General features: G+C 72.4%; 19 protein-coding genes. 12 read left to right on the top strand and 7 right to left on the bottom strand.

Annotated elements, in window-relative coordinates; translation table 11 throughout:
* Positions 1–76: 76 nt before the first annotated feature.
* On the top strand, positions 77–1642 hold the full coding sequence (locus RIM90_RS15565; RefSeq protein WP_309061294.1) for an MFS transporter: 1566 nt from the start codon (positions 77–79) through the stop codon (positions 1640–1642).
* Positions 1643–2292: 650 nt separating this feature from the next.
* Here the strand turns inward: RIM90_RS15565 and RIM90_RS15560 are convergent.
* Both RIM90_RS15560 and RIM90_RS15555 read right to left on the bottom strand, forming a co-directional pair.
* Positions 2293–5391 (bottom strand): hypothetical protein, encoded by a 3099-nt coding sequence (locus RIM90_RS15560; RefSeq protein ID WP_309061293.1) that lies wholly within the window; start codon positions 5389–5391, stop codon positions 2293–2295.
* 209 nt (positions 5392–5600) lie between these two features.
* On the bottom strand, positions 5601–5723 hold the full coding sequence (locus tag RIM90_RS15555) for a hypothetical protein (protein WP_309061292.1): 123 nt from the start codon (positions 5721–5723) through the stop codon (positions 5601–5603).
* 481 nt (positions 5724–6204) lie between these two features.
* Between RIM90_RS15555 and RIM90_RS15550 the strand changes: the two genes are divergently transcribed.
* On the top strand, positions 6205–6438 hold the full coding sequence (locus tag RIM90_RS15550; protein ID WP_309061291.1) for a hypothetical protein: 234 nt from the start codon (positions 6205–6207) through the stop codon (positions 6436–6438).
* A 360-nt stretch (positions 6439–6798) separates the two neighbouring features.
* Here RIM90_RS15550 and RIM90_RS15545 read toward each other — a convergent pair whose 3' ends face one another.
* Both RIM90_RS15545 and RIM90_RS15540 read right to left on the bottom strand, forming a co-directional pair.
* Positions 6799–8175, bottom strand: coding sequence for a DUF5933 domain-containing protein (locus RIM90_RS15545; RefSeq protein WP_375165452.1), 1377 nt, complete (start codon positions 8173–8175; stop codon positions 6799–6801).
* Between the two features lie 331 nt (positions 8176–8506).
* Positions 8507–9292: a single-stranded DNA-binding protein gene (locus RIM90_RS15540; RefSeq protein WP_309061290.1), complete on the bottom strand. Its 786-nt coding sequence runs from the start codon at positions 9290–9292 to the stop codon at positions 8507–8509.
* A 478-nt stretch (positions 9293–9770) separates the two neighbouring features.
* Between RIM90_RS15540 and RIM90_RS15535 the strand changes: the two genes are divergently transcribed.
* From RIM90_RS15535 to RIM90_RS15500, 8 genes are all read left to right on the top strand, one after another.
* A complete protein-coding gene (locus RIM90_RS15535; protein ID WP_028799214.1) occupies positions 9771–9974 on the top strand; it encodes a cold-shock protein in 204 nt (67 codons plus the stop codon).
* A 232-nt stretch (positions 9975–10206) separates the two neighbouring features.
* A complete protein-coding gene (locus RIM90_RS15530; protein ID WP_309061289.1) occupies positions 10207–11712 on the top strand; it encodes a DEAD/DEAH box helicase in 1506 nt (501 codons plus the stop codon).
* A gap of 45 nt (positions 11713–11757) precedes the next feature.
* Entirely contained in the window at positions 11758–12033 is a 276-nt protein-coding gene (locus RIM90_RS15525; protein WP_309061288.1) for a CBS domain-containing protein, read from the top strand.
* 50 nt (positions 12034–12083) lie between these two features.
* Positions 12084–12401, top strand: a complete 318-nt coding sequence (locus RIM90_RS15520; protein ID WP_309061287.1) for an SCO5918 family protein — start codon at positions 12084–12086, stop codon at positions 12399–12401.
* A gap of 639 nt (positions 12402–13040) precedes the next feature.
* Positions 13041–13391 (top strand): helix-turn-helix domain-containing protein, encoded by a 351-nt coding sequence (locus RIM90_RS15515; RefSeq protein WP_309061286.1) that lies wholly within the window; start codon positions 13041–13043, stop codon positions 13389–13391.
* Positions 13392–13796: 405 nt separating this feature from the next.
* Positions 13797–14027: a hypothetical protein gene (locus RIM90_RS15510; RefSeq protein WP_309061285.1), complete on the top strand. Its 231-nt coding sequence runs from the start codon at positions 13797–13799 to the stop codon at positions 14025–14027.
* Entirely contained in the window at positions 14024–14731 is a 708-nt protein-coding gene (locus tag RIM90_RS15505) for a sigma-70 family RNA polymerase sigma factor (protein WP_309061284.1), read from the top strand. The genes RIM90_RS15510 and RIM90_RS15505 overlap by 4 nt, the downstream gene beginning before the upstream one ends.
* Positions 14728–16836: a M48 family metalloprotease gene (locus tag RIM90_RS15500; protein ID WP_309061283.1), complete on the top strand. Its 2109-nt coding sequence runs from the start codon at positions 14728–14730 to the stop codon at positions 16834–16836. The genes RIM90_RS15505 and RIM90_RS15500 overlap by 4 nt, the downstream gene beginning before the upstream one ends.
* Positions 16837–16846: 10 nt before the next feature.
* Here the strand turns inward: RIM90_RS15500 and RIM90_RS15495 are convergent, their stop codons facing one another.
* The 3 genes from RIM90_RS15495 to RIM90_RS15485 form a co-directional block, all read right to left on the bottom strand.
* Positions 16847–17314 (bottom strand): J domain-containing protein, encoded by a 468-nt coding sequence (locus RIM90_RS15495; RefSeq protein ID WP_309061282.1) that lies wholly within the window; start codon positions 17312–17314, stop codon positions 16847–16849.
* A complete protein-coding gene (locus RIM90_RS15490; RefSeq protein ID WP_309061281.1) occupies positions 17311–18048 on the bottom strand; it encodes a hypothetical protein in 738 nt (245 codons plus the stop codon). Before RIM90_RS15490 ends, RIM90_RS15495 begins: the two co-directional genes overlap by 4 nt.
* A gap of 449 nt (positions 18049–18497) precedes the next feature.
* Positions 18498–19457, bottom strand: a complete 960-nt coding sequence (locus tag RIM90_RS15485; RefSeq protein ID WP_309061305.1) for a LysR family transcriptional regulator — start codon at positions 19455–19457, stop codon at positions 18498–18500.
* Between the two features lie 138 nt (positions 19458–19595).
* On the opposite strand from RIM90_RS15485, the gene RIM90_RS15480 reads away from it, so the two are divergent.
* Together RIM90_RS15480 and RIM90_RS15475 are read left to right on the top strand one after the other, a co-directional pair.
* A complete protein-coding gene (locus RIM90_RS15480) occupies positions 19596–20525 on the top strand; it encodes a serine hydrolase (RefSeq protein ID WP_309061280.1) in 930 nt (309 codons plus the stop codon).
* Positions 20526–20608: 83 nt separating this feature from the next.
* A complete protein-coding gene (locus tag RIM90_RS15475; RefSeq protein WP_309061279.1) occupies positions 20609–21634 on the top strand; it encodes an MBL fold metallo-hydrolase in 1026 nt (341 codons plus the stop codon).
* Positions 21635–21871: the final 237 nt, after the last annotated feature.

The following is a 21871-nucleotide window of genomic DNA, read 5'->3' as shown; positions in this document are numbered from 1 at the left end:
GACCCTCAGGAAATCGTGCGTGACGGTCGGCAGTGTGGCGGGGCACGTTCTCGGACTCGAAACGCAGGGGAGTGCCATGAGCACAACGACCGTACGCAGGGCCGGTGCCCGGGAGTGGGGAGGCCTGGCCGTCCTCTCGTTGCCCACCGTGCTGCTGGGCCTCGACGTCACCGTGCTGTACCTCGCCCTCCCCTCCCTGGCGGAGGACCTGCACCCGAGCGGCACCGAAGAGCTATGGATCATGGACGCCTACGGCTTCCTGATCGCCGGCTTCCTGATCACCATGGGCACGCTGGGTGACCGGATCGGCCGCCGCAAGCTGCTGATGATCGGGGCCGCCGCCTTCGGGGCCGTCTCCGTGCTGGCCGCCTGCTCCGACAGCGCCGCCATGCTCATCGCCGCGCGCGCGGCCCTGGGGATCGCCGGTGCCACGCTGATGCCGTCCACCCTGGCCCTGATCAGCAACATGTTCACCGATCAGCGCCAGCGCTCACTGGCCATCGGTGTCTGGGCGACGAGCTTCGCGCTCGGCATGGCGCTCGGGCCGGTGGTCGGCGGCGCGATGCTGGACCACTTCTGGTGGGGTTCGGCGTTCCTCCTCGCGGTCCCGGTGGCGATCGTGCTGCTGGTGGCCACACCGATCCTGATCCCCGAGTACCGTGCGCCGCAGAGCGGCCGGTTCGACCTGCTCAGCGTCGCGCTGTCGCTGAGCGCGATCCTGCCGGTGATCTACGCGGTGAAGCGGTTCGCCAAGGACGGCCTCGGCGTTCCCGCGATCGTCGCCGCGGTGATCGGCCTGGTCTTCGCGGTGCTGTTCGTCCGGCGTCAGGGCAAGCTGGCGAGCCCGCTGCTGGACGTGCGCCTTTTCACCGACCGCACGTTCAGCGCCGCGCTGAGCGTCCTGCTCGTCGGCCTTGTCGGCGTCGGCGGCTCGATGCTGCTGATCACCCAGCAGCTCCAGCTCGTGGAGGAACTGCCCCCCATCGAAGCGGGCCTGTGGATGGGGCCGCCCGCGCTGATGATGTTCCTGGCCGCGATCGGGGCGCCGCTGGTCGCGCGCCGCGTGCCGCCGGGGATCGTGGTGGCCGCCGCCCTGACGCTGTCCATGGTCGGATACGTGCTGCTCACCCAGGTGGACGCCTCGGGCGGCATCGCCCTGATGGTGATCGGTTTCGGCCTCGTCTACCTCGGACTCGGGACGATCGCGGCCCTGGGCACGGACCTGGTGGTCGGAGCCGCGCCGCCGGAGAAGGCCGGTTCGGCCTCGGCGATGTCGGAGACCGTGCAGGAGCTGGGTCTCGCCCTGGGCGTGGCGATCCTGGGCAGCCTGGCCACCGCGGTCTACCGCAACCGCATCGACGACGAGATCCCCGCCGGTACGCCGTCCGAGGTGGCCGACGTGGCGGGCGACAGCCTCGTCGGCGCGGCCTCGTCGGCACATCGGATGCCCGCCGGCTGGCTCGACCAGGCCAAGGAGGCGGCCACCTCCGGGCTGAACGTCGCGATGCTCGTCGCCGCGGTGTGCACCCTGGTGCTCTCGCTCCTGTCGGCCGTCGTGCTGCGGCACGTCGGCGTCATCGGCGGCGACGAGCCGGGGGTCGACGAGGCCGTCACGGCGGAACCCGCCGAGTCGGAAGTCTGATCGCGGCGGAACCCGCGCCCGTCGCCCGACGGCAGGCGGTGACGCCGGGGCCCCGGCCCGGACACGGGCACCGCGTTCCGGTCGGCGATCACGGGGACAACCGGCACGACGGCAGCCTCCCCGCACCCCGTGTGATCCATGATCCCGGGCGAGGCGGCCTCGCCCGGGCTGACGCGGCCCGCCGGCTTCGCCGAGCCGGTGGCTGCGCAAGACGGTGAAGTCCGTCGTCGCCTCCCGGGAGACCGTACTGGGAGACCGTACTGGGCGATGCGGGCTTCCACGCGTTCGTGCAGGGCCTGCGGCACTGCCCGGCCCGGGAACGCCAGGGCGCCGGCAGGTGGGCGGACCTGGCGGATGTCGGGTTCGCCCCGGACGACATCGCCGAACCCTTCGGGAACGGGGTCCTCGGCCCCATGGTCCTCCGACGGCGCCGCGGGCGACCGTATGCGGCACTGCCCCACCGTGATCCGGACCGGGAACCCGTGCCTGTCCAGGAGCGGACGCCCCGCTTCGAGCCCGTCCCGCCGGCCGACCATGTCGCCCGTGACCTCGCGGAAGCACACTGGCTGACGGACTGCTCCGGATCCACGGAGCGGTGGCGTCGTCCGATCGGGCAGCGCACCCCCGAGCGTCCCCGGCTTCCGCCTCGGTCATCGACGGACCCGGTCGTTCGACGCTCCTTCCACCGTCTGGTCGATGTCCGCGAGGCAGGCCCTGAGACCGACGCGTTCCCGGCAGAGCTCTTCCTGATCCCTGCGACAGGACCTCGGCTCCCCCGAGGGCCCGAAGCACCAGGGTTCCGACAGGTCACCGTCCGCGGTGAGGCCGTAGCGCGGAAGCTGCTCCCACCGCACGTCCGCTTGGCTGCGCAGTTCCGCCCAATGGGGCAGGGCGCCGTCGTAACCCGAGTCGATCGCGATGTGGTACAGGCGATCGGCGTCATCCGGCCGTCCCTCTCGGGCACACATGCGCGCGAGGTTCGAAAGCGCCTCCACGTGTCCCGCGTGTGCCGCAGCGCGGGCATGGTCCTCCGCTGCGGCATGGTCACCGGCCTGCTGTTTCAGGCGGGCCAATTCCCCCAGTGCCTGTGGCCGTCCCCGTTCGGCCGCGCGCCGGTAGAGCCGCTCCGCCTCCGGTTTCCTGCCGTCCGCTTCCCACCGTCGGGCCAGTTGCAGCAACAACTGACCGCCTCCGACCGAGGCCAGGCGTTCGGCCCCTTCGCTGTCACCGCTCTTCTCCCTTCGCACCACGAACTCATTGAGCACCTGTCTGTCGCCGGCGGCGGCCGCCTGGAGGACCAGCGCCTCGGCACCGGAGGCGTCCCCGGCCTTCTCCCGTAAGCGAGCGAGCAGGACGAGCGCCCCCGAGTTACCCGCGCGGTAAGCGGTGTGGGCCAGGCGCTCGGCGCCATGGTGGTCGCTGTTCTTCTCACGCAGCCACGACAACTCCAGCAGTGCGAAGGTGCTGCCCCCGTCCGCTGCGCTGCACGCCATGCGCTCGGCTTCCTCACCGGCTCCCTCCTCCTCCTTCAGCAGAGCGAGGTGGGCCAGCGCATCCGTGCTCCCCCGCTCCGCCGCGGATCGGTACAGCCGGAGCGCGGCCTGCCTGTCCCCAGCCCTCTCCCGCAGCCGGGCCAACTCGGTCAGGGCGGACACGCTGCCCCGCCCCACAGCGGTGCACAGGAGCTGTTCCGCCCCTTCGCTGTCCCCCCACCTCCGCTTGAGACGGGCAAGCTCGATCAGGGCGAACCTGCTGCCCAGGCCGGCGGCCAGGTCGAGGACGTGCACCGCGCCCCGCCTGTCCCCGGCCTGTCGTCGCCCATTGGCCAGCCTGATGGCGGGGCGCAGCTTTCCCCGGTCAGCAGCTGCCAGGACCAGGCGCTCCGCCGCCTTCCCGTCACCGGCCTGCTCCCGCATTCCCACCAGCTCCGACAGGGCGTACGTGCTGCCCGTCATCTCCAGGGCCAGGAAAGCGAGCGTCTCGGCGCCGTCCCTGTCTCCCACTTCTTCCCTGGACCGGGCCAGTCCCGCATACGTCCTGATCTTCCCCCTGGCAGCGGCATTCCTCGTCAACCGCTGTGCGCCCTCCTCATCACCGGCCTTCTGACGGAGCCGGGCCAGCCGGGTCAGCGACAAGCTGTCCCCTTGGTTGGCGGCCACGTGGGCCAGCTCCTCCGCCCTGCCCGGTTCGCCCATGAGCTGGCGCAGCCGTACGAGCTCCCAGCGCGCCTGGTGATCCTCCTTCCACGCGGCCTCGTAGAACTCCTTCGCCTTGGCGAGGTCCCCCACGCCTTCGGCGAGACGGCCCAGCTCGGGCCGTACTTCGGTGTTCCCGGCCTCCAACGCCTTTCCGTAGAGTGCCGCGGCGACTCGGAGCCGTCCCCTCAGCCGCGCGGCGCGCGCCAGCGCGACACTGTCGTCCGTGCCGAGACAGTGGCGGATCGCCGCTTCCCAGAACGAGGTCGGCGGGCACATCAGGCGGCGCTCGACGCGGCCGTCCTGCTCGAGGTAGTCCGCGAGCCGGTATGCCCTTCCGGCGAACGCATTGCTCCGGGGTGCGACAGGCGTCAGCGGGCCGGGGACCCCGTGGCACGGCATGGCGCAGTACGCCAGAGCCTCCTCCAGCCAGTTGCCGCCGCGCAGGCCGATCTCCTGATCCGTCAGATACCCTTCAGCCGCTTCGGCCAGGAGCTCGTGCGGCAGCAGGGGGCCGTGCCCGAGCCGGCGACAGTCCATGGCGGCATGGATCAGTGCCTTCTCTGCGGGTGCCGCACATTGGTAACGCCGCATGAGTTCCGGAACACCGGCAAGGAACTGGGTGATCTCTCCGTCGGTCGCTCCCTCCAGGGCACTGGCGAGCCGCGGGTCGTCGTGTGATTTACGGCGTGCCTGACGCAGGTCGTTCTCGGTGAACGTCTTGGGCACCACGATGCACTGGCCGAGATCGGTGAGGAGCTTGCGCTGCTGTTCGAAGCGGTCGTCCGCTCCCGCGGCCGAGGGCGCGGTCAGGGGGTCCCAGAAGCGGGGCCAGATGGTGGCAAGGACCAGCACCGGGCGCCGGCGCCGATCGGTCAGCACCGAGCGCAGGCCCGCTGTGATGCCCTCGGCGGTCCTCGCGTCCGGGGCGAGCAGGTAGTGCTGTGCCTCGTTCAGCCAGATCACCGTCTGTGGCCCGATCTCCTTGAGGTGGACCAGGGCAGCGTCCGGACGTGTCGGATCGAAGGGGTGCCACACTCTCCACCCGGAGGGAAGACGGCACAATGCCTCCCAGCAGGCACGGGTCTTTCCGGTCGAGGACTCGCCGACCAACGTGATCATGAGGCTCTCGCCTCCGATCGCCCGATCCACCAGTTCGCCCAGCGCCGCGTCGTGATCTCTCGGGACGTAGGCGGGCAGCCTGGGCAGCGGCTCGTCACCGGGCACGCTGATCGCCCGGTGCACCTCCAGCGCGAAGGGGTCGAGATCAGGCACGGCGGTACCCAACGGCTGAGCAAGATGGGCGGCGATCCACATCCGCCGGACCCGGGTCTCCACCTCGCTCGGGTTCCTGCCCGCCCACCGGGCCAGCAGGATGGCGACGGAGACGACATCCTCCTGTCCCGTCGGAAGTTCCTTGGCGCCGATGATCCGGTGGATGGTGGCCTTCGACGGGCTGCCGGGAAGTGCGTCGTCCTTCCCGATCTCAGCCGCCATGCGCTGTGTCGGCGGCGCCCCGGCCTCCACGTAGAGCTGGTAGACGTAGTCCTTCAAGTCCCGCAGCGGGGCCGGGGTCACGCCTTGGGGCTGCGGAATCCGTCGCTGGCTTCCTTGCCGCGAACCGCTCCTGTGACTGGTCATCGAAAGCATCCTTGCCTATGGGCACCGCGCCGTCCGGAGCATCGCGGATTCGGCAGCGCTGTGTGGCATGGGCCGAACCACTGGAGGCATGTCCGGACGGAAGGACATCGGAGTCCGGCCGCTCACGACAGCAACGCCTTGAAGATCTCGCCGGCGACCGCTCCGGTGAGAGCGGAGACGAGGCTGCCCAGGATGATTCCCATCAGGGTGAGCCGCTCGCGACGGCTCAGCGGGCGTCGGGGCATGACAGATTTCCCGTCTTGGTGGGGTCGGTCGGCGGCTGGCCGACCGACCCCACTTTCGCCGACGTGAACGTGCCGTGGACGAGTTGAGACGAGAAGGCGACACCGCGCGTGGAATGCGGCCGCCCAGGCACCGAGCCGGGCCCTCATCCGGTCCTCCCGCCTCGTGCCCACGGCACCCCGGCCTCTTCTGCCGCTGCTCGGTGCCTCCCGTCGGCCGGTGACCGACGCGGCGGCACTGCCCGCACGTCACGAGCGGGCCCTGCCCGTCAGCGGTCGGCACGGCAGCGGGCCGGGTGTTGACCGCCGGAGGGAAAGCGCACGTGCGGTCCGGCCCGGCGGCTTCCGGTGTCCGTGCGGTTCGCCTCCGACACCCTTGTGTTCGGTCATGCTGGGAGCCCCCTGCCGACGAAGGGATCGTCATGCTCCCGGAAGCGCTCAGCGCGTTGGCGGCCGCCGGGGGGGTGGCGCACTGGTCCAGGCGATGGCCGCGGCCCGCCAGGCGGCGGCCTGGCGGACGCGGTTCGCTGATCTGCTGGAGGACGCTCCGGAGCGGGCGGAGCAGCTCCGCGACCTGGTGGCGTTCGTCCGGGAGCGGATGCCGGCCGGGGGCGTGGCCGCCGGGCAGGTCACCGTGCACGCGACCGCATCCGGTCACGCGCAGCAGGCGATGCAGGGCCAGGGCGAGCAACACAGCACGTTCCAGGCGCCGCGGTGACGGCCGGGACGGGCCGGCCGCCGGCGGACCCACCGGGCACACCGGGCACGACACCGGTCGACGAGATCCCCGGCGCCTCCGTGACGGTCGGCGTGGACGCGAGCGCGAGCGGCCGGGTGCAGCAGGCCGTCATCGGGCAGGGCGTCCAGCACCACCACTTCTACGGCGCCCCCGCCGCCGAACGGCCGGGACGGCGAGGGCGCCCGTGCCCGGTACGGCGGCCAAGGCGCCGCCGTCCGCCCGGTCCCGCGCCGGGAGCGCGAGTCCGGTCCTCGTCACCCGTTCCACGGGAAACCCCCGGGCCGGAGACCCGGGGGTTCTTCGTTGTCCCGGCCGGCGGGTTCCGGGTGCGAACGTGCTTCAGATCAGTTCGGGTTGCGGTTCGGGCTGCCGCTCCGGTGCGGTCCTCCGGGTCCACCGTGCGGTGGTCCGTGCGTAGCCGTAGACGACCGAGGCCATCGCCGAGACGAGCAGGGGGCCGGACAGCCACGGGTACTCGGCCATCTGCACGGGCAGCCAGCGGTACGACACCAGGAACGCGGTGAAGACCGCCGCGCCGTAGGCGACCAGCCGGATCCCCGACCGGTCCCAACCGCGGTCGTACGAGCGCAGGGCCGCCTCGATCGTGAGCGTGAACACCACGCCGGCGATGAGGTCCGCGCCGTAGTGGTAGCCGAATCCCAGCGTCGCGCAGAGCGTGGCGATCAGCCAGAACGTTCCCGCGCAGCGCAGCAGCCGCGGGCCCTTGCGGGAGTGGATGAAGATCGCGACCGCCCACGCCGTGTGCAGGCTGGGCATGCAGTTCCGCGGGGTGATCTCGTCGAACGGGACGGGGTGCGGGGCACCGACCGGCGGCGGCGTCTGCGGCCACAGGGTGGCCACGGCCCAGGGTTCGCTGGGCGGCATGTCCGGCGCCCACAGGCTGACCGCCGACCAGTGCTCCATGCCGGTGCCGTAGGCGAAGATCGGTCCGACCACCGGGTAGATCATGTAGAAGGCCGGCCCGACGAGACCGATCACCAGGAACGTGCGCACCAGGTGGTGGCGCGGGAAGCGGCGCTCGACCGCCACGTGGCGCAGCTGGTACAGCGCGGCGATGACCGCGGCCACCGCGAGATTGCCGTAGACGAAGTCGAGGAAGTTGAAGCCGATGGCGCCGGTGGCCGTCACGATCCGGCCGACCAGCCATGACGGTTGGCCCAGCGCGTGGTCGGCGGTGGCCACGTACTGGTCGAGCACCCCCGGGCGGGTCTTCGAGGTGATGAGCAGCCAGGTGTCGCCGGTCTTGCGGCCGGCCATCAGCAGCAGCCCCAGGCCGACGCCCTTCAGCAGCAGGACGCGTTCCCGGCCGGTGCGGCGCGTGACCGCGATGACCGCACAGCCCAGGATCACCCACAGGGCGCCGTTGCCGAAGGGGTGGCCGCCGGCCGTGTCGGCGTCGACCGCCCACCGGACCGCGAAGAAGGCGACGTCGATGCCGATCGCCGTACCCGCGGCGATGAACCGTTCCCGCCAGGTGAGCACCACCATCGTCAACGCCATGGCGGCGTACAGCAGGCCACCCGACTTGGGGGCGTGGATCACCTCCCGCACCTGGTTGGTGACCGGCCCCGGCGCGCCGTAGTGGCGCGCGGCGAGCTCCAGCGCGACGAGGAACCCGAGGGTCACGACGGCGGCCAGGGCCCAGAGTGCGGCCCGTGGCGGACGCCGTGGGGAGACCGCGGTCCTCCCCCGTATGCGCGAAAGGTTCTGCGGTGGTATGTGTCTCAACTCTTGTCAGCTCTGCTAGATGTTGCTCGCGCCAGGGCGGAGGTCGTTCGTCACTTCCGGTCGGAGCCGCGTTCTCCTCACGAGGGGCAGCTCGTCGGGAGCAAGACGGAAGGAGCGCGGTCCGGGTTCCGGCGGATGAGCCGGACACGGTCGGCAGCGGTGCTCCCGGCCTCTCGCGCCGAGCGAAGCTCAGCGGACCTGCGCAGGTCGACAGCCGTGCGGGCGCGCAGGTGCCCTCGCTTCCCGAGCCGAGAGCGCGAGCCCGGCACCAGGTCTCGGAAACGCTCTCGGCACGTGGCTACTGGACGTCCACGAAGTCGCCGGCCGCGTTGACCGCCGGAGTCGTCGCCGTGCCCGCGAAGCTGTAGCGGAAGTAGCCGTCGGTGGAGGCGGTGACAGTCGTCCTGAGGTTGCCCGTCGAGTCGGACTTGATCGTCTTCACCGTGGTGTAGGTGTTGCTGCCCTTCTTGCGGAACTGCAGCTTCACCGACTGGTTCGTGTAGCCGTGGTACTTGTTGTCCTCCCAGTTGGCCCGGGAGAGCTTGCCGGTGACCGTGATGGTCCTGCCCTTCTTCACCGGCTCCGGCGAGGCGTTGACCGTCAGCTTCGAGTAGCGCTGCACCTTGAACGTGGTGGCCGCGTCCCGGTGGATGTAGTCGTAGTCGTTGGCGGAGACCAGCGTCGCGAGGTTCCAGGTGGCCGCCGCCTTGTTGTTGACGAAGCCGGTCGACGCCTGCGGGTCGAACGTCAGCGTGCCCGTGCAGGTCGACGTGGTGGCGCTCGCCTTGACGCACGTGATGTCGCCGTCGTCGTACCAGATCTGCGCGTAGTTCGGCTTCGGTCCGGAGGCGCTGATGTACGTGGTCCTGGCGATGCCCGAATCGTCCGACGCGGTCACGGAGACCTTGGCGGTCACCACCTTGGTGGTGCCGACCACGACCGGCTTGCCGCCGTTGACGACGACCCTGTCGATCGTGATGTCGCCCTTGCCGCCGTCCTCCGCCTGGGCGGCGGTGGCACCGAACGCGGTGGCGACCAGCGCGACGCCGGTGCCGAGCAGGGCAAGGCGCATGGTTGTGCGCATGGATGTCCCCCCACGGAGTCCTTGGTTGATCAGAGGGAGCGTACGGCGTTGGCCAACGGTTCACCACGTTGTTGTTTCAACGCCTCCGCCACACACGGGCGATGTGACCTTCGTCGCGGCAGCGGGATCCCGGCGCGTTCGCCGTCGTGCCGTCCGCCGGCGGCGGTGGCGGCGGCTCGTCCGCCGTCGACGGAGGTCACAGGGCTGCGGTGGGAGGCGCACGGCAGGAAGACCCGCGTCCGCGGAGGGCAATATCTGTGCCCGCAAAATGAGAAATAGACGCGGGGCACGGCGAGTATTCCCCGGGCGTCGGCCGGATCGCAATTATCGACCGTGCAGGGTCGATCGCACCGTGCTACTGTCGATCTCAGTTGCAGGTGTGGTTGCCAGAAGGTTCATTTCCGACGGGGTAATCATCACGGCGACACGGAATTCACACAGGGTGAATTCCTGACACCGCCTCCGAAGGAGAAATGACATGGCTACTGGCACCGTGAAGTGGTTCAACGCGGAAAAGGGCTTCGGCTTCATCGAGCAGGACGGCGGCGGCGCCGACGTCTTCGCCCACTACTCGAACATCGCCACCCAGGGCTTCCGCGAGCTGCTGGAAGGCCAGAAGGTGTCGTTCGACATCGCGCAGGGCCAGAAGGGCCCGACGGCCGAGAACATCGTCCCCGCCTGACACCGGCGCTGACGCGTACTTCGCAGCCGGGGCCCGCACCTCTGGGGTGCGGGCCCCGGCTCGCTGCATTTCAGGGCGAGCGACGGGAAGGCTCCACCACGTCACCGACCGGTGACGCATTCCCCGTCGGTCCGACTCGCCCCCCATCGACTCCGGCTCGTTTCGAGATTCTCTGCGCCGCTCATCTGCTGCGGGAATTCCTTGCTGCGCGCCTCATCAAGGAAGGTTGCGCATGAAGCGTGCCCGCACATCCCGTACGTCCCGCACATACGACCGCTTCGGAGGAGGCACCGGATCCGGCTCCGGCCGCTCCGGTGGTCCCCGCCGTTCCAAGGACTACGGAAACCGACAGGCCGGACGGGCCGTCCAGGGCGAGTTCGCGCCGCCGAAGACGATCACGCCCGCGCTGCCCGCCGCCGAGGCGTTCGCCGATCTCGCCATGCCCGCGCAGCTGCTGGACACGCTCGGCCGCGAAGGCGTGACCGTGCCCTTCCCGATCCAGGCGGCGACCCTGCCGAACTCCCTGGCCGGCCGTGACGTGCTCGGCCGGGGCCGCACCGGCTCGGGCAAGACCCTCGCCTTCGGCCTCGCCGTACTGGCCCGGACCGCGGGGCGGCGTGCCGAGCCGCGGCAGCCGCTCGCCCTCGTCCTCGTCCCCACCCGCGAGCTCGCCCAGCAGGTCACCGACGCGCTCACCCCGTACGCCCGCTCCGTGAGCCTGCGGCTGGCCACCGTCGTCGGCGGAATGTCCATCGGCCGGCAGGCCGGTGCGCTGCGCGCCGGGGCCGAGGTGGTCGTCGCGACGCCCGGGCGGCTCAAGGACCTCATCGACCGGGGCGACTGCCGGCTGGACGAGGTCGGCGTCACGGTCCTCGACGAGGCCGACCAGATGGCCGACATGGGCTTCATGCCCCAGGTCACCGCCCTGCTCGACCAGGTGCGTGCCGACGGGCAGCGGATGCTCTTCTCGGCCACCCTGGACCGCAACGTCGACCGGCTGGTCCGCCGCTACCTGACGGACCCGGTGGTCCACTCCGTCGACCCGTCGGCGGGCGCGGTCACCACGATGGAGCACCACATACTCCACGTGCACGACGCGGACAAGCACCGGACGACCACCGAGATCGCGGCGCGAGACGGCCGAGTGATCATGTTCCTCGACACCAAGCACGCGGTGGACCGGCTGACCAAGCACCTGCTGAGCAGCGGTGTCCGCGCCGCGGCCCTGCACGGCGGCAAGTCCCAGCCGCAGCGCACGCGGACCCTGGCCCAGTTCAAGGGCGGACAGGTGACGGTCCTGGTGGCGACCAACGTCGCGGCGCGCGGGATCCACGTCGACAACCTGGACCTGGTCGTCAATGTGGATCCGCCCAGTGACCACAAGGACTACCTGCACCGCGGCGGTCGTACGGCCCGCGCCGGCGAGTCCGGCAGCGTCGTCACCCTGGTGACCCCCGACCAGCGTCGCGACATGAGCCGGCTGATGGCGTCGGCAGGCATCACCCCCCGGATCACCCAGGTGCGTTCGGGCGAGGCGGAGCTGAGCCGCATCACAGGGGCCCAGGCCCCTTCCGGTGTTCCGGTCGTCATCACCGTGCCGGTCGCGGAACGTCCCCGCGGCGCGTCCTCCCCGTCCTCGTCCCGGGGACGCCGGGGTCGCCGGGGCCAGGGCCGGCCCGTCGGCGAAGCGGCACGCCGCAGGACGCAGCGGCGGACCGGCTTCGGCCCGGCTGCCTAGAGCCGCTGTGACCACAAGCCCACCCCTTTCCGGTAGGAGGCACCCATGACGCCGGTACAGACGCAGCACCACGGTGTGGAACCGTTCCCCCAGGCCGGGGCCGACGGCAGGGACGCGTCCGGGCCTCGGGTCCGTGACGACATGACGGTCGAGGTGGCTCTGTCCCTCATGGCCGGTGCCCGTGTCGATCACCTCGTCCTCTGCGACGGGGACGACCAGAGCACGGGCCTGATCACCCTGGCCCGGCTCGCCGTTCTCCGCGACAGCCCCGCCTACACGGACCGGATCCGGCTACGGGACGTCCTCACCCTCGCCCGCTGATCCGCTTCGCCCGGTCGTCCCCTCCTCCTCCTTCTCCGCTGTGAGGCATCATGCGCTGTGTCATCGCCCGGTACCCGTTCGAACTGACCAAGAACGGGGTGCTGGCCTCGATGAAGGGCGTCACGCCCGAGCTCGTCACGGGTGAGTCCGTGACCATCGGCCGCCGCCGCTACCCGGTCAAGCAGGTGGGCCAGGTCATCACCCGGCAGGACCGCCGCGACTTCACCAGCGGCGAAGTCGTCCGGGCCATGATCCGCCTCGGCTTCACCTGCCACGGCCATTCCGAGACCGCGCCGGTGGACGTCCCCACTCCGCTCCAGACCGCGTCGGCGCTGCTCGGGGGCACCGCCGTCTCTCCGGGGGTGTGAGAGCAGGCGGGAAACCGCCACCAGAGACCCGACGAGGGCCCTGCCGACGCGCGTCGGCAGGGCCCTCGTCGTCGTTGTCGCAGGCCACAGGATGCCTGTGGCCTGCGAACATCGAAATCTACTTTTGCCACAGTAGACATTGGCCCCTGGCACGGTTAGTCTTTTTCTCGTTGACACGGTCAAACGAGACCCGGCAGACACGAACTGGCGGGTAGCAGTACGTGAAGTTCGCAGGTCAGTGCGGCTCTGGAGTTCCGAAGCCAAGGTGTTCGCAGAACGGTGACGGGGCTGGGAGCCGCACTGGGCGGCCCGCAGTCCGAGGGGCCGCCAACAGCATCACCGGGCAGTACCGCAGTACCCGTTTCACCAAGTGGTCGGTCCAGAGAAAGGACGGAGGAGCAGACGCCATCAGGATCGCCCGGCCCGAGAAGCCCTCGGCCCGGGTACCGCAAGACCCCGGAATGGATGGTGGTCCCCGGTCACGCAGCCGCGATCCCCGCACCCCTCCCCTTGCCGGGCCGGGTAGCGGAAACAGAGGGTCGGCACAGCACGAGAGCCGACAGATGGTGTTGAATTTCCTTCGGGGCCCTGGTGCCGTACGGCACCAGGGCCCCTCGACGCGTTGCACAACGAGGTGACATGGCAGCAGATACTCCGCTCAGCGATCGTCTGGACGACGACGACTACCCCGCCTACACCATGGGCCGGGCCGCCGAAATGCTCGGCACCACCCCTGGTTTCCTCCGAGCCATCGGTGAGGCTCGTCTGATCACACCGCTGCGCTCGGAAGGCGGACATCGCCGGTACTCCCGCTACCAGCTGAGGATCGCCGCGCGCGCCCGCGAGCTCGTCGACAGGGGAACCCCGATCGAGGCCGCTTGCCGCATCGTCATCCTCGAGGACCAGCTCGAGGAAGCTCAGCGCATCAACGCCGAGTACCGCCGTGCCGCGAACGAGGCGTCCGGCGATCCCGGTCCCGGTCCGAGCTGATCGCACGGGCGCGGGCGGGGCGGCCCGAGCACGTACGGCCCCGGGACGCGCGTGAGTGAAGACGCGCACGGTCGGCCCGTCCGTCCCGACGCGTGAGCGGGAAGGAACCGTTCTCCGGCGGGCCCGGACACACGTCTTCCCGCGCCGTGCCCCCGCGCGTCCTCCGCGCGCCCCGGTGACGCTCCGCCGGTCCTGCCCGGTCGGCGGACGCCGAACCAGCCCGCGACCTGCGCCTCCACCGTGATCACCGCCGCGCCGCTCGGCGGGACGCCGCCGGCCGGTCGGTGACGCGGCTGCGGAAGGCCGCTTCGCCAGGGGCGGCAATTCCTGCCGTGGGTAAACCTCTTGAGCACTGGTGGCTGTATCGGGGTGTCACTGCCGTGAGCCCGAGGAGGGACGCTGGAGATGGTCGACCCTGTGGTGTTGGTCGTGGTGCTGGTGGGTGCCCGGCTGGTGTACGCGCTGGCGGCGCTGTGGATGCGGCCGGCGCGGGAGCGCGCGTGGGCGCACGCACTGGCCACGGTGGTCCGGGCGGCCGGGCCCGGCGGCGTGGTCGAGGTCACGCGTGCCGACGGCGACATGGTGAGCGCGCGTTCGGCGGCGGCTGCCGGGCCGGCCGGGGCGGACCGCCGGTGAACGCGGAGGCGGCCGTACGGCCGCGTGACTTCGAGACGTTCTTCTCCGGCACGTACCCGCGCGTCCTGGCGCAGGTGATCGTGCTGTGCGGCAGCCGCGAGGACGCCGAGGACGTCACCCAGGAGGCGTTCGTCGAGGCCTACCGGGCCTGGGACCGCATCGCCGGGTACGAACTGCCCGAGGCGTGGGTGTACCGGGTCGCGGTGCAGCGGCTGTGGAAGACGCACCGCAGACGCAGAACGGGCCAGGACCGGCTGCCCGACGTGCCGGTGCCGGTCCGGGCGGGCCCCGAGCAGACTGCCGAGGCGCGCGAGGTGCTGCGGCTGCTCGCCGCCCTGCCGCCACGGCAGCGGACCACCATGGTGTTGTTCTGTCTGCACGGCTGGTCCCAGAAGGAGATAGCCAGGACGCTGCGGATGACGCGCGGCGGTGTGGCCGCGAACGTGTCCAAGGCGCGCCAGACGCTGAGGGAGGCGCTGGACATGGCCACGGACGGGACGACCGGTCGTGACCCGTTCATGGCCGGACCGGAACCGGCCGGTCCGGGCCGGATCGAGGTGAGCCGCATCGGTCTCGGTGACGATCCCGTCGTCACGGCCCTGCGCAGCACCGAGGCATGGCTGCGGGCGGCCGTCCTCGCGGACCCGGCGGTGCTCGACCGGGCGCGGGCCGCCGTGGCCCGCCGGCTGGAGGAGAGAGGGTGACCGCTGTCCTCGGGTGGTTACGCGGGCTGTTGGCCGTGGGGCTGCTCGCCGGGTTCTACGTCGTGTCGTTCGCTCTGCTCGCCGCCGACGCGACCCTCGTCGCGATGATGCTGTGGCTGATGTTCGAAGCACCGGGGCGGGCCGGCAACTGGGCGCTCGTGGTCGGCGGCAGCGTCCCGGCGGTCTTCGCGCTCCTCTACGGGATCGTCACGGTGAGCCGCGCGGAGGAGCATCCGCCCGGCGCGGTCGCCGTACGCCGCGACGAGGCGCCCGCACTGTGGGGGCTGGTCGAGGACCTGGCCCGGCAGTTGCGCACCCGGCCGCCGAGCCGGATCCACCTGACGCCGGAGGCCAACGCGTCGGTGTCGGAGGAGGCGCGGCTGCTCGGCTTCGCCGTCGGGGAGCGGACCATGCACCTGGGCGTTCCCCTGCTGATGTGGCTGAAGCCCATGGAGCTGCGGGCCGTGCTCTGCCACGAGCTCGGCCACTACGCGGGCCGGCACACCCGGTTCGGCGCGCTCACCCACCGGGGGGCGGCGTCGCTGCGCTCCACCCTGTTCCGGCTCCGGATGACCGCGCGCTCGGAGCAGGCCCTGCCCGGGTACGCCTGGCTGTTCCAGGCGGTGATCGGCGGCTACGCGTGGCTGTACCTGCGCCTGTCGCTCGCGGTGCGCCGGCGCCAGGAGCTCGAGGCGGACGCGGAGGCGGTCGCCGCGGTCGGTCCGGCGGTGACCGGCGAGGCACTGCGCGCCGTCCACGCGCTCGGCATCACGTGGGCCGGGTTCGTGAGCCGGTACCTGCGACCGGTGCAGCGCCTCGGGTTCGTACCCGAGGACGTCTTCGAGGCATTCGCCGCCATGGTGGACGACCCGCTCGTCCGGGAACGGATGGCCGAGCTGCGCGAGAACCCGGTGGAGGCCGGCCGGTCCCCGCTGGACTCCCACCCGCCGCTGGCCCGGCGGCTGGCCCTGATCGAGGCGCGGCGTGCCGGGGAACCCGGCGTCGTCGTCGAGGAGGGCCCCCTGCTCGACGACCGGGCGCCGGTGGCGCGGGTGCAGCGGAAGATGCTCGCCGCATCCGGGAGTCCGGTGACCCCGCTGCCCCGGGCCACGTGGGCCGACCTGGCCGCCGAGGCGTTCGCGATCGAACTCGCGAGCCTCCTGCTGGAGGCGGCACGCGGCACCGGCGTGACCGCGCGGCCCACGCTCGGCACCGTTCTCGACCTGCTGGAACGGGGAGAGCAGGCGGAGCTGGTGCGCCGTCTCACCGATGCACCCGGGCCCGAGGAGCAACTCGCCGAAGCCCTGTACGCGGTGACCGGGCAGGCGCTGGCCGGCGCCGGCCGGGCGCGCTGGGTGCTCAGCTGGACCCGGGGCTACCTGCTGGACTGCCCCCAGGACCCGGGTGGGCGCCTGGAGGACCTGGTCGCGGCCGCCGCGCGCGACCGCGCGGGAGTGGCCGCGCTGCGGGCCGAACTGGCGCGGCTCGGCCTGGACGTCGAGACGCCGGTCGTGCTGGCCCTGCGCGCGGTGGCGGCACCGGCCGGACGGACGACGGTTCCGCGGGCCGCCGGGCACGCGTCGGACCTGGTCGTCGAGGAACTCGGACGGCAGCGGAAGGTCGCCAGGGTGACCGTGGGCGCGATGGTCGCCACGGCGGTGGTGTGGGTCGTCGCCCTGGTGGGGGCGGACTCCTCCCAGCCCTATCCGCGGTCCTCCGGGCCGGTGCCTCCCGCGGCGACCTTCCCGCGGTACCCGCCGTATCCACAGGGCACGCCGTACGCGCCGGAACCGCGCTTCACCGGTCCGCTGCCGACACCCGGCCTCAGCGCGCCGCCGTCCCGTCCGGGCTCCGGCGTGCCGCTGCCCGGTCCGGACCTCACCCGGCTGATCCCGCTCCCGTCACTCGTCCTGCCCGTCCACCGCCTCCACGACGTCGCGCCCGGTGACACGCTGTCCGGCATCGCCTGCCGGTACGGCACCACCGTCGAACAGCTGCAGGAGATCAACGGCATGGGAGCGGGAACCGGCCTCACGGCAGGACAGAGGCTGCTGGTACCGGCGTCCGGGCGGAAGGCCGGGAGCAGCGGGGCGGACTGCGGGTGACCGGGGCGGGTCAGCGACGCCGGCGGCGCCGCTTCGGCCGCGGCTCGTCGCCGGGTTCCCACCAGGCGAACCGGTCGGCCCGCCGCCACGAACAGCCCGGGTCGTGTGCCGGGAAGGGAACGGCGTACATCCCGGGGCCGTCCGCGTGGCCCGAGCGGGTGTCCGTGCGCGGACCGGCGCCGGACGCCCACGCGAAGGGATCGGCCGGCGCCGGCGGCGGCTCGGCGGGGGCCCTGTGCGCACCGGGGGCCGACGGCGGCGACGCCGTCCCGCGACGGCGGTCGTACGCGCCGCGCCGCTCCGGGTCGGCCAGCGTCTCGTAGGCCCGGCGCAGGCCCCGGAAGACGTCCGCGTCACCACCTCGGTCGGGATGGTGGGCGAGCGCCTTGCGGCGGAACGCGCGCACGATCTCGGCCCGGGTGGCATCGGCCGGGACGCCGAGCACCGCGTAGAAGTCCGGTTCGTCCGCCGAGGTCATCGCACCGCGACCTCGGCCTGCCGGCAGATCAGCCGCCACGATGCGCGGTGCGCGGGCCCGGACAGACCCGTGCCGTGCCCCGACACGAACGTCACCCACCGGCGCCCGGCCAGATAGCACCAGACGTCCAGTTCGTCCTCGTCACCGAAGTAGAAGTAGTCCCCGCGGTCGAACACGTCACCGTTGACGAACGGCCACTGCAACCGGCCCTGCGCCTCCGCGGGCAGATGACCGAGGAATCCGCGCATGCGGGCCGGCAACGGCAGTTCCTCGGCGCCCCGTTCCGGCACGTCGCCGGGCGGCAACGCGGCACGGCCGAACGAGAGCCGTGACGGCTTCTGCACGACCACCGCGTGCCGCAACGACGACGGCACGAACGGCACGACCGTGAGCAACTGCGCGGGCCCGCCCCGGTCGTTGACGGTCGGCGTGCTCACGGCGAGACCGCGCTCGCCGAAGACCACCGCGTAGGGGCGCTCGCTGTCCGTGCGGTGGCAGTACGCCCACCACTCGACGATCGGACCGACCCTGGCGGCCATCCGGTCGCGGACCCCCTCGCCGAGCCGGTGCCACCAGTGGTCGCGGCCGGGCCGGTCGACGAACTCGAGCGTCGCGGCGTCGTGAACGGGGGCCCGTGCCCCTGCGGCCCGGCGTGGTGCGGGGAGCGGTCCGGACCGGCGGTCCACCGCCCCGGCCCGGCCGGGCTTCGGCCGGGGAACAGGCTGCGACGTCATACGGGGCCTCCCAGAGCGGTTCCGCCGACACCGGCCACCCATTGTCGCCGCATCGCGTCCGCCGAGGAAGAGAGCCGCCCGCCGTCCTGGGCCCTCGGCGCCGGGAACCGGACCCGTACGACGCCACCGGGCGGGCCGCCGGCCGCCGGCCGGGAACCACCTCGCCCGCCGTGCGGCAGGCGGCGCTTCCGGTGCACCGGGGTCGTCGCGGCCGTCGGCCCACCCCGTCGTCCCGTGGCCGTACAGCGACCAGGTGATGACCATCGGGTCGGCCGGGAGCAGCGCCGAACCGGCTCCCCCCCTGCTGGCCGGTCCGCGGTCCACGGGACGAGGCGGGGGCGGTGCGGCCGGTGTCCGCCGCGCCGTTCGGCGAACCGCGGCGTCCGGCGCGGCGGGGGACCAGCCCGGACCTCGTCCCGGCCGGCCGCGTCCCCCGCCGCGCCGGACGGCTAGCCGTAGACCACCGACCACGGGCGCGGGGAATCGTCCGGAGGGCCCGGGGCGGCCCCCCGTCCCCGGGTCGCCCTGTGGTCGCGGGCCAGGACGTCGGCCGCGAGTTCCGCGAAGCGACGGGCGGCCGGGTGGGCTGCGCGACCGGTGGGCCAGGCCCCGCCGATGCGCAGGGTGAGGGGGCGGCCGGCCAGTGGCCGCCAGGCGACGCGGGGCTCCTTGCGGGCCACCGGCCCCCGGTCGAAGGCGACTCCGTGGCCCGCCGTCACGAGGGCGAGCAGGAACTCGGGGTTGGACGCGTGCCGGAGACGGCCGGGTACGAAACCCCCGGCGCGGCACACGTCGAGGATCCGGTCGTACCAGCCGGGTGCGTGTGCCCTCGGGAAGAGCACCAGGTCGTGGCCCGAGAGCTCGCCGAGCGTCACTTCCGGCAGTCCGGCCAGCGGCGAGGTGCGGGGCAGGACGACACCCAGGTCCAGGGAGACCTCGGGGCCGAGCCGCAGTTCGGTGGCGTCGACGGGGTGGTGCACGAGTCCGATGTCCAGCCCGCCGGAGGAGAGCAGCCGCAACTGCTCCTCGGTGGTGACCTCCTGCAGGTCGACGGAGAGGCCCGGAGCGTGCTCCGCGCAGGCGGCCAGCAGCGCGGACAGCACGGCGGCGGCGGTGTCGGGCGGTACGCCCGCGCGCAGTGTGCCGAGGCCGCCCCCGGCGGCGCGGCGGGCCAGCGTGCGCAGCCTCTCCTCCCGGGCGAGGAGTTCGTGGGCCTCCTCCAGCAGTGCCGCCCCGGCGGCGCTCAACCGGACGCCGCGCCCGGAGCGGTCGAACAGCTCCGCGCCGAGCTCCTTCTCCAGTCTGCGTATCGCCTGGCTGAGCGGCGGCTGTGCCATGCCCAGCCGCTCGGCGGCCCGGCTGAAGTGCAGCTCGTCGGCCACGGTGACGAAAAGACGCAGGTGGCGCAAGAGATCCACGGTCGGCATCGTACGTGCGGCCGCTGCGAGGGGGGCACCGAGGGCGTCCGCACCGTCCGGCCGGGAACTGGCCGGCCGGAGCCGTCCACGGTTCGATGATCAGGACGAGTCGACGGCAAGGAGGAAGCAGTGGTCGAGGAACGGATCCGGCAGGTCTTCGCCGGTGCGGGCGCCGAGGGACAGCTGCACGCCGTCCCCGTTCCCGTGCGCACGGGGCCCGGCGGGGAACTCCGCGCGGAGCCGGGTGCCCGTGAGGTCGCCCTGGGCGCCGACGACCCCGTCGTGATCGCCTCGATCTTCAAGGTGCTGCTGGTGCTGGAGTTCGCCCGGCAGGTCGTCGCAGGCCAGCTCGACCCGCGGGAGCGGGTGCGGGTGACCGCGGCCGACCGGCTGGGCGGCTGGGGAACCGCCGGCTGTCTGGACGACGTCGAGCTGTCGCTGCGCGACCTGGCCCACTTCGCCATGTCGGTCAGCGACAACACGGCGGCCGACCTGCTGCTGGCCCGGGTCGGCCTGGACACCGTACGGCTGCTCGCGAAGGAACTCAGCCTCGAACGGACCCGGATCGTGGGCGGCCCGCGCGACCTGCTGGAGTCGATGCTCGCGGAGGTCGGGGCGCGCGACGAGCGTGAGTTCGCCGTCCGCTACCCCGCCCTGCCGGACGACCGCAAGAGACGGCTGGCCGTACTGGATCCCCACCGCACCACGGCGAGCACCCCCCGCGAGATCACCCGCCTGCTCCGGCTCGTCTGGAACGACGCCGCCGGGCCGCCCCGGGCCTGCGCGCTCGTCCGGGACCTGCTGGGCCGGCAGGTCTTCCGCCACCGGCTGGTGTCGGGCTTCCCGGACGACGTCACGGTCGCGGCCAAGACCGGAACGCTGCCGGGGCTCCACATGGAGGCGGGCGTGGTCCGCTACCCCGACGGCGCGTGCTACGCGATCGCCGTCTTCGCCCGCACCCGCGACCTGGCCGCCTCACGCCCCACGGTGGACGCGGCGATAGGGAGGGCCGCCCGAATCGCGGTCGACCACCTCCGCGGGAGCGGCGACGGCCGGTGACCTGGCCGCATATGCGTTCGCGTATCACCGGAGCCTCATTCCGGTCTTGGACAGGGGAGTTCGCGCACTGATCTGCTGACGCCATGACCCAGAACACACGTGTCACGGACGGATCGGACGCCCCCTCCCGCCGCGGGCCCGGTCGTCGTACGGTGCTGCGCGGTGCCGCGCTCGGCGCGGCCTCCCCGCTGGTCCCGGCGACGGCCGCCACCGCCTCGGCCGGGGACGGCGGCGGCCGCAGCCGTCGTCCAGCCGCCGGTTCGACGTCGTTGCGCTGGCTCGGCACCGCCGGCTGGCGCATCGACGCGGGAGACCGGACCGTGCTCTTCGATCCGTATCTCACCCGCTTCCCCACCGGCCTGTTCAACGGCGCCTTCGACCCGCGCACCCCCCTCCGGACCCGGCCGGAGGTCGTGGACGCGCACATCGGCCGCCCCGAACTCGTCCTGGTCAGCCACTCCCACTGGGACCACCTCGCCGACGTGCCCCACATCGCCAGGACCACCGGCGCACGCGTCGTCGGCACCGAGACCACGTACCACCTGCTGGTCGCCCTGGGAGTCGACGCGGGACAGATCTCCGTGGTGAAGGGCGGCGAGGTGCTGGACTTCGACGGGATCGTCGTCGAGGTCGTGCCGAGCCTGCACAGCCGCAACAAGAAGTGCTCCTACTTCGCCCCGGGCACGCTGAACGCCCCGCCCGCGACGGCCCCGCGCACCATCGCGGACCTGCCCGAGGGCGACACCCTCGCCTTCCAGGTGACCGCGGGGGCAGGGGGGCCGTCGGCGTTCCTCATGGGGGCCAGCGACTTCTCCGAGCGGGCGGTGCAGGGCCTGCGCCCCGACCTCGCGATGATCGCCGTGCCCTCCAGCACGGTCACCCACCGCTACGTGCCCCGGCTGCTGCGCGCGCTGGGCCACCCCCGGGTGACCGTCCCCGTCCACTGGGACAACTTCGAAGTGCCCCTGAGCGGTTCCCCCGAACGGGATCCGGCCATGAATCTGGACGCGTTCCTCGCCCAGGTCGAGAAGGTGTCCCCGACGACGCGAGTCGTCGTCCCGGACTACCACACGGTGTACGACGGCGACATGCGCGCCGCGGGGGGATAGGGGGAGCGGGCCGGTACGCCCTCCCCGCGCGCAGGCGCGACGACAGCGCTCGGCGGCGGGCGGCTCCGGCGCCGCGGGCACTACGTCCCCGCGGTGAACGGATTCCCGTGCCCGGGAAGCCGCCCGCCCGGTGGCACGTACCGCAGCCGCCCGTCCTGATCGGTCACCGGGGTGAACCCGGCGGCCTGCAGACGGGCGGCGCACTTGGCCTCGAAGCGTCGGTTGACGGCGAACCCG

It is taken from the genome of Streptomyces sp., from assembly GCF_031181555.1.
Taxonomy (GTDB): Bacteria; Actinomycetota; Actinomycetes; order Streptomycetales; family Streptomycetaceae; genus Streptomyces; species Streptomyces fimbriatus.
Note: the sequence above shows the minus strand (reverse complement) of the source record. Positions and strands in the feature narration are given on the sequence as shown.